The sequence below is a fragment of the Saccharothrix hoggarensis genome (assembly GCF_042678885.1).
GTDB lineage: Bacteria > Actinomycetota > Actinomycetes > Mycobacteriales > Pseudonocardiaceae > Actinosynnema > Actinosynnema hoggarensis.
The window spans coordinates 1-11,409 of record NZ_JBHTLK010000223.1 but is presented as its reverse complement, the minus strand read 5'-3'; the positions used below and the strand labels follow the sequence as shown (position 1 = coordinate 11,409).

Here is an 11,409-nt window from a genome sequence, read left to right as displayed (position 1 = left end):
GGTCCGCCGCCACGTCCAGGGGCGCCGCCGGGCCCGTTGGGGTTGCCCGACCCACCGGGCCCGCGCGGGCCGCCGGGCGGAACCGGCCGTCCGGGACCACCGGGCGGGTACACGCCAGGCGGGTAGACGCCGGGGTTGCCACCGGGCAGGTTGTTGTTGCCGCCACCGCCGCCGGGTCCGGGCAGGTTCGTGTTGCCGCCACCGGTGCCGGGCCCGTTCAACCCGGACTGGTGCGTGCTGCCACCCGTGCCGAGCGACCCGGGGTCGCCGATGCCGGTGCCCGTTCCCGTGCCCATCCCCGTTCCGGTCCCGGTGCCCGTACCCGTCCCGATGCCGCCGGGCGGGGTCGGCCGGCCGCCGATCTCGGCTGGGCCTGGCTGGTTGGGATCGCCCGTACCGCCGCCACCCTGCATCGGCGGGGGAGGCGAGAAGGCCGGCATCGTCGAGCCCGACTCGTGGAAGCTCGTGGACATGGTCGTCATGACCTCGGCGGCCCGTTCGTGGGCCTGCTGCTTCTCCTCGAACTTCTGCTCGATCTGGTCGATCGTCTCCGCCCACTTGAACGGGTTGGGCTCGGAGAAGAACATCTTGTAGGCGTCGGCGGTGCTGAACTCGACCGGTTCGGGCATCGCGTTCTTCGCCTGCTCGGCGGCGGTGCTCTGGGCGTAGAGCTTGTTGCCCGTGAGCTGCGCGCCCTGGGCGGCGTTGCCGGACCAGTTGGCGACGTTCGTGAAGTACCCCTGAGCCGACTCCGCCGCCGCGCCCTGCCAGGCGCCCTTGCTCGCCGCGGTGGCGCTCGTCAGGTTGGACTGAAGTTCGGCGAGCGTGTTGCCGATCTTGGTCCAGGCCTCGCCCTGCTCGTTGGCGGTGCTCGGGGCCATGTTCGTGGTGACCATGTCCTTGAGGACCTTGTGGTCGTAGCCCATGTAGTGGGAGCCGGGCGGGGTCAGCGGCGGCCGGTAGTTCTCGACCACCTGTTCCAGCTGCTTCTCCTGCGTGGCCTGGTACTGCGCCGACTGCTGCTTGTAGCGCAGGTAGTCGTCGAACGTCGAGAGGTAGCCGAAGACCCCGGGGTTCGCGTCGCGCTCGCGCTCGTACTGCGCGCGCAACTGCTCCTCGGTCTGCCCCGCGTAGGTGACCTGGGTCGCCTGGGTGCTGCCGTGCGTCTGCGGCGGTGGCGGCGGCGGTGCGTACGGCGGCTGCGAGTTCGGCGGCGTCACAACGTTCTCCCCCCTCGGGTTACTTCGGCAGCTTGGATGCGATGGCTTCGGCGACCGCGGTAGCGGCGGCGCAGGACTCGTCCAGCGACGCGTTCGCGGACCCCGCGACGTCCACCCTGGAGGTCGGAGTGGCCTCGACGGCGATCAGGCAGGAGGTCTGCGTGGTCGACTGCTTGACCATCTTGGCCTTGCGCGAGCCGATGGTGATGTCCGACTGCTGGCCACCCGGCACGACGTCGTCCACGCCGAGGTCAGGGTGACCCTTGATCGTGACGGACGCCGAGGCGGAGACGCTGGCACCACACGTGTCGCCGATCCCCTCCTCGACGTCGGTGAGGTTCAGCTGGGAGGCGATGGAGTTCAACACCTCGCACTCGTCGAAGTCGGCGAGCGAGTCCGCACCGTTCGACGGCTTGGTGCTCGTGGTCGGCGAGGCCTTTTCGGTGGTCGTTGACGTGGCAGTGGTGGTCACAGCCGACGCGTCACCCGGCTCCTTGGTGGAGCACCCGGCGACGACCGCGCCCAGCACGACCACCGTCAGGACGACGCGAGCCGACAATCCCTTGATCAACTGTCTTCCACCTCAGTAGCGGTTGTAGGTGCCGGCGTTCGAGCTGTCGACCTCGCGGTAGTTCTCGATCGCCTTCTGCAGCGCCAAGCGGGCCTCTTCCAGCGCGACCCTCAACTGCTCGACCGCCGGAACTATGCCGGCCGTCCCGGCGCCGCCTTCGACGCTCTCCTGGTTGTAGCGGGCCATGGCCGTGCCGTCCGGGCTGGTGCCGAGCTTCGTCTCCTGGCGGAGGATCTGCAGGGCGCCGTCCATCCGCTGCAGATCCCGCTGGGCGCTGTCGATGGCCTTCAGGTACGCCTCGGCGCCCTCCTGGCTGATGGCGAACGAACCCGACTCGGCGGCCTGCTTCAGCCCCACCATGTTGGCCGTCATAGCCTGCATGGACTGTGCGCTCCACGCACCTTCCGCCGCCACGGTTACCCCCTGCGAGTCTGCCGATCCCAACCGTCACGGTACCTCCGGAAGGAGGACCATGTCTCGATTTTGACGGCACGGGCGAGCGCCTGGTTCCCCAGGTCACCCGAACGCGTCGGAGCCCTCCCCTCGCAGGTGAGAGGGCTTTGGCGGGCTGCTTCACCAACGCCGGAACCACCGTCGGCCCGTACCTGTCGACGGATCGCGGTCGTCCTGTCGAGCGCCGTGAGCCGGAACCGCGCAGGCCACCGACTCGATCACCGCGCACGGGCCGAAGTACGTGAAGTCCACATGACTACCGGCCGCGAACTGCTTGATCCGGAACGTCCGGATACCGACAGCAACAGGTCAGCGTCTTGGTTTCGACCGCCACGGCCGACAACCCGGCCGCCGGAACGCGCAGGAGCCCTCCCACCACGAGGGTGGGAGGGCTCCGCAAGAGACCAGGGCTCAGCCGAAACGGCCGGAGATGTAGTCCTCCGTGGCCTTCTGGCTCGGGTTGGAGAAGATCTTCTCCGTGTCGTCCACCTCGATCAGCCGACCGGGCTGGCCGACGCCCAGCAGGTTGAAGAACGCGGTCTGGTCGCTGACCCGCGCCGCCTGCTGCATGTTGTGCGTCACGATGACGATCGTGTACTCCTTCTTCAACTCCGTGATCAGGTCCTCGATCGCCAGGGTCGAGATGGGGTCCAGCGCCGAGCACGGCTCGTCCATCAGCAGCACGTCCGGCTGCACGGCGATCGCCCGCGCGATGCACAACCGCTGCTGCTGACCACCGGACAGCCCGCCGCCCGGCCGGTCGAGGCGGTCCTTCACCTCGTTCCACAGGTTCGCCCCGCGCAACGACCGCTCGGCCACCTCGTCGAGCTTCTTCTTGTTCCGCTCGCCGGCCAGCTTGAGCCCCGCCACGACGTTGTCGCGGATGGACATCGTCGGGAACGGGTTGGGGCGCTGGAACACCATGCCGATGGTCCGCCGCACCTGCACCGGGTCGATGGAGGAGGCGTAGATGTCCTCCCCGTCGAGCAGCACGGTGCCTTCCACCCGGGCGCCGGGGGCCACCTCGTGCATGCGGTTCAGCGACCGCAGCACGGTGGACTTCCCGCAACCGGACGGGCCGATGAACGCCGTCACGTTCTTCGGCGGCACGGCAAGCGAAACACCGTCCACGGCGTGGAACTTGCCGTAGAAGAGGTTGAGGTCTTTCACGTCGATGCGCTTGGCCATGACCGCCCGCTCACTTCGTCTTCGGAGCCAGCCACCGCGAGATCACGGTAGCCAGCAGGTTGAACAGCGTGATGATGATGACCAGGGTGATCGCCGCACCCCAGATCCGCTCGAAGCCGGCCTGCGTGGGGTTGTTGCGCTCCGAGGTCATCAGCAGCGGCAACGACGCCATCGGGCCGTCGAACAGGTTGTAGTTGATGTACGGCGCGTACGCGGCGAGCACGAGCACCGGCGCGGTCTCGCCCATGACGCGGGCCAGCGCCAGCATGATGCCGGTGATGATGCCGGACAGGGCCGTGGGGATGACGACCTTCACGATCGTCTTCCACTTGGGGATGCCGAGCGCGTAGGACGCCTCGCGCAGCTCGTCCGGAACGATCTTCAGCATCTCCTCGGTGGTCCGCACGATCACCGGCACCATGAGCAGCACCAGCGCGAGGGACACCGCGAAACCGCTGCGGCCGAACCCGAAGTACGTGATCCACAGCGTGTAGATGAACAGCGCGGCCACGATGGACGGCACACCGGTCAGGATGTCGACCATGAACGTGGTGGTGCGCGACAGCTTGGACCGGCCGCCGTACTCCACGAGGTACACACCGACGAACAGGCCGAGCGGCACGGACAGCAGACCGCACACCAGGCCTTGCACCAGCGTGCCGTAGATCGCGTGGTAGACGCCGCCGCCCTGCTGCCGGGACAGCAGGCCGGACAACGACTTCTGCCACCAGTCGCCGTCGAGGATCACCGGGAACCCGCGCTGGACCACCACGTACAGCACCCAGATCAGCGGCACGATGGCGATCAGGAACGCCGCGTACACGAGCGCGGTGGCGACGCCGTTCTTGAACTTGCGCGCGCCGCTGACGCTCTGGAACGTCGGCGGCGTGGCGAGGCGGTTCAGGTCCGCCGTGTCGGTCGTCATTCGTACTCCTTGTGACCGGCGACGATGGCCCGGGCGATGGCGTTGACGCCGAAGGTGAGCACGAACAGCACCAGACCGGCGGCGATGTAGGCGCCCGCCGTGCGCGGGTCGTTGAACTCGGGCGCCGCCAGGGCGATCTTCGACGCGAACGTCGCACCGCCGTCGAACAGGCTCCACGCGAACGCCGCGCCGGTGCCGCTGAGGATGATCGTCAACGCGATCGTCTCGCCGAGCGCTCGGCCGAGGCCGAGCATGGAGGCGCTGACGTAACCGGCCTTGCCGAACGGCAGCACGGTGGTCCGCACGACCTCCCACTTGGTGGCGCCCAGCGCGATGGCGCCCTCGACGTGGGTGACGGGGGTGCGGTCGAACACCTCGCGGCTGACCGCGGTGATGATCGGCAGGATCATCACGGCCAGCACGATGCCGGCGGTGAAGATGGTGCCGCCGAGCTCGATGCTGACGTTGCCCTCGGCGAACAGCGGGATCCAGCCGAGGTTCGAGGTCAGCCACTCGCCGATCGGCGTGAGCACCGGGCCGAGCACGAGCAGGCCCCACAGGCCGAAGATGATCGACGGCACGGCGGCCAGCAGGTCGATGACGTACGCGAACGGCCGGGCGAGCCGGCGCGGCGCGTACTGGGTGAGGAACAGCGCGATGCCCAGGGCGATCGGCATCGCGATGACCAGCGCGAACGCGGACGACACGACGGTCACCAGGAGCAGGTCCAGGATGCCGTACCGCATGTTGTTGACGTCGCCGGTCGACCACTCGCGGCTGGTCAGGAAGTTGACCTGGTCCAGCGCGAGCGACGGGATGGCCTGGAGCAGCAGGAAGACGCCGATCGCCGCGATCAGCACCACGATGAAGACGCCCGACCCGGTGGCCAGGCCTGCGAAGATCCGGTCACCCGGCCGGACGTGGGTCTTGTCGGCTTCCGTGGTCGGGGGAATCGGAGCCTCCGAGTCGGGTCGAGCGGCCGGAACGCCCGCGCGGGCACCGGTCGAACCGGTGCCCGCGGGGCTTGGGGCCACAGTGCGGTTGTTCATCGCAATGGCGTTCCCGGAGAGTGTGCCGGCCTGGTCAGGCGATCGCCTTGATGGCGGTCAGCAGCTTCTCCTGGAAGGCCTTGGGCACGGGAGCGTAACCCGCGGCCGCGAGGCCGGCCTGACCGTCGGTCGCGGCCACCGTGAGGAACGCCTTGACGGCCTTCGCGGTGTCGGCGTCGTAGCCCTTCGAGCAGACGATCTCGTACGTGGCCAGCAGCAGCGGGTAGGTGCCCGCCTCGGTGGAGCCGTAGATCGAGTCGAGGTCGAGCACCAGGTCGTTGCCGGAGCCCTTGATCTTCGCGCCGTCGATGGCCTTGCCGACCGAGGCGTCGTTCAGCTCGACCGGGCCGGCGCCGTTGTCGATCTTGGCGAGGGACAGCTTGTTGTCCTGCGCGAACGACAGCTCGACGTAGGTGATGGCGCCGTCGACCGAACCGGCGGCCTGCGCGACACCGGCGGACTTCTCCTTGGCCTCGCCGACGCCACCCTTGAACTGCTTGCCGTCGCCCTGGGTCCACGCGCCCTTGGAAGCGGCCTTCAGGTACTTCTGGAAGTTGTCCGTGGTGCCGGACTCGTCCGAGCGGTAGACGACCTTGATGTCCTTGTCCGGCAGCTTGGCGCTGCTGTTCAGGGCGGCGATGGCCGGGTCGTTCCACTTCTTGATGGCGCCGTTGAAGATCTTGGCGGCGACCTCGCCGTTCAGCGTGAGGTCGGTGACGCCCTCCAGCTTGTAGCCGAGCGCGACGGGGCCGAAGACCAGCGGCAGGTTCCACGCCGGGTTGCCCTTGCAGCGCTCGGCCGCGCCGGCGACCTCGCCCTTGCTCTCGGACAGCGGCGAGTCGGAGCCGCCGAAGTCGACCTGACCGCCGATGAACTGCTTCACGCCCGCGCCGGAGCCGGAGGCGTTGTACGCGAGGTCCGCGCCCTGGCACTTCTGCTGGTAAGCCTGGACGAACGTGTCCATCGCGTTCTTCTGAGCCGAAGAGCCCTCTGCGCTCAGCTTCGACTTGCCACCGCACTCGACCGGGGTGGACGACTCGCCGGCCGCCGCCGAGTTGGTCGAGCCGGTGGGGGCGTTGTTGTCGCTGCCGCACGCGGTGAGCAGAAGCGCACCGGCCGCGATCAGGCCGAGAACGGCGCCGTGTCGCTTGGTCTTCACCTGGGTCCTCCAGCTACGAAACCGAGTTTCGCGGCGAACCTCCGCCGCTCGACACGGACGGTAGGTAGCGAGGGTGGACAGGTGCCCAGGAGAAGGTGAACGACAGGTGAACACCACACGGGAGGTGACCGAGTACACCGCCTTTTGGGTGTCCCGTGACCTGCACGTTTGCATGACGTGACTGGTTTGTCACTACCGGGAGTACTGGACGTCCGAGTCCCAGCGCGTGAACCCCAACCGCCCGTACACGGCCAGTGCCGCAGCGTTGTCGGATTCGACGTACAGCATCACCTCGGTGAGACCGGTGTCCCGGAGGTGCGCCAGGCCCGCGAGGGTGAGGGCCTTGCCGAGCCCGCCGCCCTGCGCGTCCGGGTCGACGCCCACCACGTACACCTCGCCGAGGTCGGTGGTGTGCTTCTTCGTCCAGTGGAAGCCGAGGAGGCGTTCGTCGGCGTCGACGGCCAGCAGGAACCCGGCCGGGTCGAACCACGGCTCGCCTTCCTTCAGCCGCACGTCCTCGATGCTCATCGCGCTCTGCTCGGGGTGCCACGCGAACGCGCGGTGGTTGACGTAGACGACGGCCGCCTCGTCCCGACCCGGCACGAACGTGCGCAGCGTGACGCCCTCGGGCAGCACGGACGGCGGCAGGTCGTCGTCCAGGGGTCGGCGCAGCCTCAGCAGCTCGCGGACCTTGCGGTAGCCGAGCTTGGCGGCGAGCGCCGCGGCGCCGGGGTGACCGCCGTGCGACCAGACCCGGAGGGGTTCGGCGCGCTCGGCGACGGCCGTGACCAGCGCGGAGCCGACGCCGCGGCGGCGGTGCTCCGGGTGCACGGCCAGCTCGGCGACCTTGTTGCCGTCCGAGTCGCCGAACACGTCCAGGTGCAGGTAGCCGACCAGGACGTCGCCGTCACGGGCCAGCAGGTGGTTGCTGCCCCGGGCCTCCGGCCGCAGCCGCAGCACGACGGCCTCGCCGACCGGCGCCACGCCGTCGGCCGCCCGGGCATCCCCGAGCAGGCCGGACACCTCGTCGGCCTGCCGGGGGGACAACTCCTCGAACCAGCTCAAGTCCACGGGGAAAACCTACTCGGGACGATCCCGAGAGATCCTTAGGACCGGAAGATCAGCTCTGCCTCGTCGATCGTCGTGTCCGGCACGTCGACGGCGTGCTCCGGGCGGCGGGCGCTGCCCGGGCGCGGCGGGCGGACGAACTTGTAGCCCACGTTGCGCACGGTGCCGATGAGGGACTCGTGCTCGGGGCCCAGCTTGGCGCGCAGCCGTCGGACGTGCACGTCCACGGTGCGGGTGCCGCCGAAGAAGTCGTAGCCCCAGACCTCCTGGAGCAGCTGGGCGCGGGTGAACACGCGGCCCGCGTGCTGCGCCAGGTACTTCAGCAGCTCGAACTCCTTGTAGGTGAGGTCGAGCGGCCGGCCGCGCAGGCGCGCGGTGTAGGTCGCCTCGTCGATGACCAGCTCGCCGAGCTGCAGCGAGCCGTCGCCGCCGGGCTGGGTGGCGCCGCGCCGGGAGCGCACCAGGCGCAGCCGGGCGTCCACCTCGGCGGGGCCGGAGGTCGGGAGCAGGATCTCGTCCACGCTCCAGTCGGAGTTGACCGCGACCAGACCGCCCTCGGTGACGACCGCGACCACGGGCACGTCCACGCCGCTGGAGTCGAGCAGGCGGCACAGGCTGCGCGCGGCGGCCAGGTCCGTCCTCGCGTCGACCAGGACGATGTCGTGGGGGCCGGCCTCCAGCAGCGCCGACACCTCCGGGCGCAGCGGCCGCACCTCGTGCGGGAGGAGCGACAGCGCGGGAAGCACCGCCTCTGGGTCGGAGTCGGTGGTCAGCAGCAGCACGTCGATGCTCATCGCGGCGCCCTCTCGTTCGGCCGGTGCGTGGTCACCGACCAGGCACAGCGAAGTACGGTGACCGGGCCCCGTTGCCTGCGGATGACGGAGACGATACCGGTGCACACCACGAAAGACCCAGGTCAACAGGTCAGAGTCACAGTTGTTTCCACAAGCGTCACGCCTGTTACATCCATGTCACATGACGCTGTCCTCCTGCACGGGGTACACGTGAGATCCACATCGGCCGTGACGGACCTCGCGTTCGTGGTCGGCCACGGCTTCACCAACCACGTCCGGAAGCCGTTCGTGACGCGGGTGTTGCGCCGGTTCGCACGGCACGGCGGCGTCGTCGCGCTGGACTTCCGCGGCCACGGCCGCTCGGCCGGCCGGTCCACCGTCGGCGGCGACGAGATCCACGACCTGGCGGCCGGCGTCTCGCTCGCCCGCGACCTCGGGTACCGGCGGGTCGCGACGGTCGGCTTCTCGATGGGCGCGTCCATCGCCCTGCGCCACGCCGGCCTGCACGAAGACCGCCCGGACGCGGTCGCGGCGGTCAGCGCGCCGTCCCGCTGGTGGGTGCGCGACACGGTGGCGATGCGCCGGGTGCACTGGCTGCTGGAGCAGCCGCACGGCAGGCTGGCCGCGCGGGCGCTCGGCGTGCGGCTGGGCGCGCCGTGGACGATCGCGCCGGAGAGCCCGCTGGAGGTGGTGCACCGCATCACGCCGACGCCGCTGCTGATCGTGCACGGTGAGCAGGACCACTACTTCGGCCCCGCGCACGCGGTCGCGCTGCACCGCGCGGCGGGCGGCGCGGCGGAGCTGTGGTTGGAACCCGGCGTCCGCCACGCGGAGTCGGCGATGACGCCGAGTCTGGTAGACCGGATCGCGACCTGGCTGGACGAGCGCTCCCGACCGGCCCACCCCCGACCGAACGCAGAAGGATCATGACCGGGACCGAGACGACCAAGCGCCGCCCCCCGCGGGGCCGCAAGCTGATCATCGCCGCCCTCGTCCTCTGCGGGCTGCTGGTCGCGGCCGACTTCGGGCTGGCCGCGGCGGGCGAGTACCAGGTGGCGCAGAAGATGCGGGAGAAGTTCGGGCTGAGCGAGGACCCGTCGGTCCGCATCAACGGCTTCCCCTTCACGACGCAGGCGCTCGCCGGCGACTACAAGGACATCGAGATCAGCGCGACCGGCGTGCCGGTGCGCGAGCAGCTGCGCGACCTGGAGATCCGGGCGAACCTGCACCACACCCGCATCGGCCTGTCCGACCTGCTGTCGGGCAACACCCGCGGCGCGAAGATCGACCAGGTCAAGGGCAGCGTCAAGATCAAGGCGAACGACCTGAACCGGCTGGTCAACCAGGTCACGCCGTTCACCGACATGGTGATCGAGCCGGACACCAGGGCGCAGCAGGCCGTCGAACCGGCCGGCGAGCAGCCCGCGGTGTCCAAGGCGTCGGACCCGACGGTGGCCGCGGTGAAGCTGTCGGGCACCACGACGGTCGCCGGCCGCAAGCTCCGGATCTCGGCGTTCGGGACGGTGTCGCTGGTCGACGGCCAGGTGGTCATCGCGATGCAGGACGTCGAGCTGGACGACACGTCGCTGGCCGGCCTGGACGCCGTGCTGAGCGTGGTCCGGCAGGCGTTGAGCGTGACGATCGACCCGGGCGCGCTGCCCTTCACGGTGACGCCGACCGCGGTCAAGGTGGAGCGCGGCGCGTTCACGCTGGAAGGCTCCATCAACGACATCCCACTGGACCAGGGCGGCGGCTGATGACCGGGTTCTGGGCGTTGCTGGGCGCGGTGGCGGTGGTGGCGGTCGTCGGCGTGGTGTTGCGTGCACGCAACGGTCGTGTGCGCCTCGCCGCCCCCCGCGCGGTCGTGCCCGGCGCCGTCCCGCCCGCCCCGGTCCTGCCCGGCCCCGTCCGCGACCTGCTCGACCCGGCCGCGCCGGTGACCCTGGTGCAGCTGTCCACGACGTTCTGCACCACGTGCCGGCAGACCAAGGCGCTGCTGGCCGACCTCGCGCGCCGCACCGAAGGGCTGCGGCACGTCGAGCTGGACGTCACCGACCTGCCGGACGTGGCGGCCGACCTCGGCGTGCTGCGGGCGCCGACGACGCTCGCGCTGGACCCGTCCGGCGCCGAGCTGCTGCGCGTCGGGGGCGTGCCGAAGGGCGACACGTTGCTCGCGGCGTTGCGCCCACACCTGCCTGGACCGATCGGGTGAACCTGGGAACTCCCACCTGATGGACGCCACTCCCGACAGAAGGGATGAACGGCTACCCTCGACCGCATGACCACGCTGCTGACCAAGCGACTCGCGGTGGACCTGTGCCGCGTGCGCAGCAGCCTGTGTCGCGCGGCGCGCTGACCGGGCGGCCCTGGCAGACCGCACGCCCTTGACGGACGTGTGCGCTTGCCCCTAACACCGCCTGAAGACGGACTGCCCAGTCTTGTCCAACGTCAGGAGGTCGCCGTGCCGAAAGATGTCCCCGTGGACCCGCGTGGTCCGCGATTCAGCGCCTGGATCACCACCGCGATCCTCGCGGTCGTGCTGCTGACCGGGTCGTGGCGGCTGCTCGCCGCGCAGACCGTGCTGTTCGGCATGTGCGCGTTCATCTCGCTGAAGCTCAACCCGTGGGGCCACGTCTACCGGTTCGCCGTCCAGCCGAGGCTCACCCCGACCACCGAACGCGAGGAAGCCGCCCCGCTGCGGTTCGCGCAGGGCGTCGGGTTCGTCTTCGCGCTGGTCGGCACGGTGGGCTACGCCACCGGCCTCACCGCGCTGGGAGTCGCCGCGACCGCCGCGGCACTGGTCGCCGCGCTGCTCAACGCCGCGCTCGGCCTGTGCCTCGGTTGCGAGATGTTCCTGCTCCTGCGCCGCTACGCGCCCGCGCTCGCCCGACCCCAGTCGACACCGTCGCAGTAAGAACGAAGAAATGGGAGCAGCTCGATGAGCCGTGAAGACGTCCTGGTCTCGGCCGCTTGGTCCGAGGA

Annotated in this window: 14 protein-coding genes; 5 read left to right on the top strand and 9 right to left on the bottom strand. The window is 69.9% G+C overall.

The features are described from left to right. From ACFQ3T_RS29475 to ACFQ3T_RS29435, 9 genes are all read right to left on the bottom strand, one after another. Positions 1–1,220, bottom strand: a 1,220-nt coding sequence (locus ACFQ3T_RS29475) for a PPE domain-containing protein (protein WP_380728154.1), incomplete at its 3' end; no start/stop codon positions are given. Between the two features lie 19 nt (positions 1,221–1,239). Continuing rightward, entirely contained in the window at positions 1,240–1,791 is a 552-nt protein-coding gene (locus tag ACFQ3T_RS29470) for a DUF3558 family protein (protein WP_380728152.1), read from the bottom strand. A gap of 12 nt (positions 1,792–1,803) precedes the next feature. Further along, complete coding sequence (locus ACFQ3T_RS29465) at positions 1,804–2,172, bottom strand: hypothetical protein (protein WP_380728150.1); 369 nt, start codon at positions 2,170–2,172, stop codon at positions 1,804–1,806. A gap of 483 nt (positions 2,173–2,655) precedes the next feature. After that, positions 2,656–3,432: a phosphate ABC transporter ATP-binding protein PstB gene (gene pstB, locus ACFQ3T_RS29460; protein ID WP_380728148.1), complete on the bottom strand. Its 777-nt coding sequence runs from the start codon at positions 3,430–3,432 to the stop codon at positions 2,656–2,658. Positions 3,433–3,442: 10 nt separating this feature from the next. After that, positions 3,443–4,357 carry a phosphate ABC transporter permease PstA gene (gene pstA / locus ACFQ3T_RS29455; RefSeq protein WP_380728146.1) on the bottom strand — a complete coding sequence of 305 codons (915 nt, stop codon included), beginning with the start codon at positions 4,355–4,357 and terminating at the stop codon, positions 3,443–3,445. After that, positions 4,354–5,406: a phosphate ABC transporter permease subunit PstC gene (gene pstC, locus ACFQ3T_RS29450; protein ID WP_380728144.1), complete on the bottom strand. Its 1,053-nt coding sequence runs from the start codon at positions 5,404–5,406 to the stop codon at positions 4,354–4,356. The genes pstA and pstC overlap by 4 nt, the downstream gene beginning before the upstream one ends. Before the next feature lie 34 nt (positions 5,407–5,440). Next, positions 5,441–6,565 carry a phosphate ABC transporter substrate-binding protein PstS gene (gene pstS, locus ACFQ3T_RS29445; protein ID WP_380728142.1) on the bottom strand — a complete coding sequence of 375 codons (1,125 nt, stop codon included), beginning with the start codon at positions 6,563–6,565 and terminating at the stop codon, positions 5,441–5,443. A gap of 192 nt (positions 6,566–6,757) precedes the next feature. Further along, positions 6,758–7,636: a mycothiol synthase gene (mshD, locus tag ACFQ3T_RS29440; protein WP_380728140.1), complete on the bottom strand. Its 879-nt coding sequence runs from the start codon at positions 7,634–7,636 to the stop codon at positions 6,758–6,760. Between the two features lie 35 nt (positions 7,637–7,671). Then, the gene (locus ACFQ3T_RS29435; RefSeq protein WP_380728138.1) at positions 7,672–8,427 is read right to left on the bottom strand and encodes a winged helix-turn-helix domain-containing protein; all 756 of its coding nucleotides are present in this window, start codon (positions 8,425–8,427) and stop codon (positions 7,672–7,674) included. Positions 8,428–8,637: 210 nt separating this feature from the next. Between ACFQ3T_RS29435 and ACFQ3T_RS29430 the strand changes: the two genes are divergently transcribed. The 5 genes from ACFQ3T_RS29430 (at position 8,638) to ACFQ3T_RS29410 (ending at position 11,341) form a co-directional block, all read left to right on the top strand. Next, entirely contained in the window at positions 8,638–9,357 is a 720-nt protein-coding gene (locus ACFQ3T_RS29430; protein WP_380728137.1) for an alpha/beta hydrolase family protein, read from the top strand. Continuing rightward, a complete protein-coding gene (locus tag ACFQ3T_RS29425; RefSeq protein ID WP_380728136.1) occupies positions 9,354–10,184 on the top strand; it encodes an LmeA family phospholipid-binding protein in 831 nt (276 codons plus the stop codon). Before ACFQ3T_RS29430 ends, ACFQ3T_RS29425 begins: the two co-directional genes overlap by 4 nt. Continuing rightward, positions 10,184–10,639, top strand: a complete 456-nt coding sequence (locus ACFQ3T_RS29420) for a TlpA family protein disulfide reductase (protein WP_380728135.1) — start codon at positions 10,184–10,186, stop codon at positions 10,637–10,639. The genes ACFQ3T_RS29425 and ACFQ3T_RS29420 overlap by 1 nt, the downstream gene beginning before the upstream one ends. 66 nt (positions 10,640–10,705) lie before the next feature. After that, complete coding sequence (locus tag ACFQ3T_RS29415; protein WP_360462167.1) at positions 10,706–10,783, top strand: putative leader peptide; 78 nt, start codon at positions 10,706–10,708, stop codon at positions 10,781–10,783. Between the two features lie 105 nt (positions 10,784–10,888). Further along, complete coding sequence (locus tag ACFQ3T_RS29410) at positions 10,889–11,341, top strand: DUF4395 domain-containing protein (protein ID WP_380728133.1); 453 nt, start codon at positions 10,889–10,891, stop codon at positions 11,339–11,341. The last annotated feature ends 68 nt before the right edge of the window (positions 11,342–11,409 follow it).

Bases quoted from the DNA above. Each gene is read 5' to 3' on its own strand.
- pstB (WP_380728148.1), bottom strand. From the start codon at position 3,432: ATGGCCAAGCGCATCGACGTGAAAGACCTCAACCTCTTCTACGGCAAG.
- pstA (WP_380728146.1), bottom strand. From the start codon at position 4,357: ATGACGACCGACACGGCGGACCTGAACCGCCTCGCCACGCCGCCGACG.
- ACFQ3T_RS29465 (WP_380728150.1), bottom strand. From the start codon at position 2,172: ATGCAGGCTATGACGGCCAACATGGTGGGGCTGAAGCAGGCCGCCGAG.
- ACFQ3T_RS29425 (WP_380728136.1), top strand. From the start codon at position 9,354: ATGACCGGGACCGAGACGACCAAGCGCCGCCCCCCGCGGGGCCGCAAG.
- ACFQ3T_RS29420 (WP_380728135.1), top strand. From the start codon at position 10,184: ATGACCGGGTTCTGGGCGTTGCTGGGCGCGGTGGCGGTGGTGGCGGTC.
- pstC (WP_380728144.1), bottom strand. From the start codon at position 5,406: ATGAACAACCGCACTGTGGCCCCAAGCCCCGCGGGCACCGGTTCGACC.
- ACFQ3T_RS29415 (WP_360462167.1), top strand. From the start codon at position 10,706: ATGACCACGCTGCTGACCAAGCGACTCGCGGTGGACCTGTGCCGCGTG.
- ACFQ3T_RS29435 (WP_380728138.1), bottom strand. From the start codon at position 8,427: ATGAGCATCGACGTGCTGCTGCTGACCACCGACTCCGACCCAGAGGCG.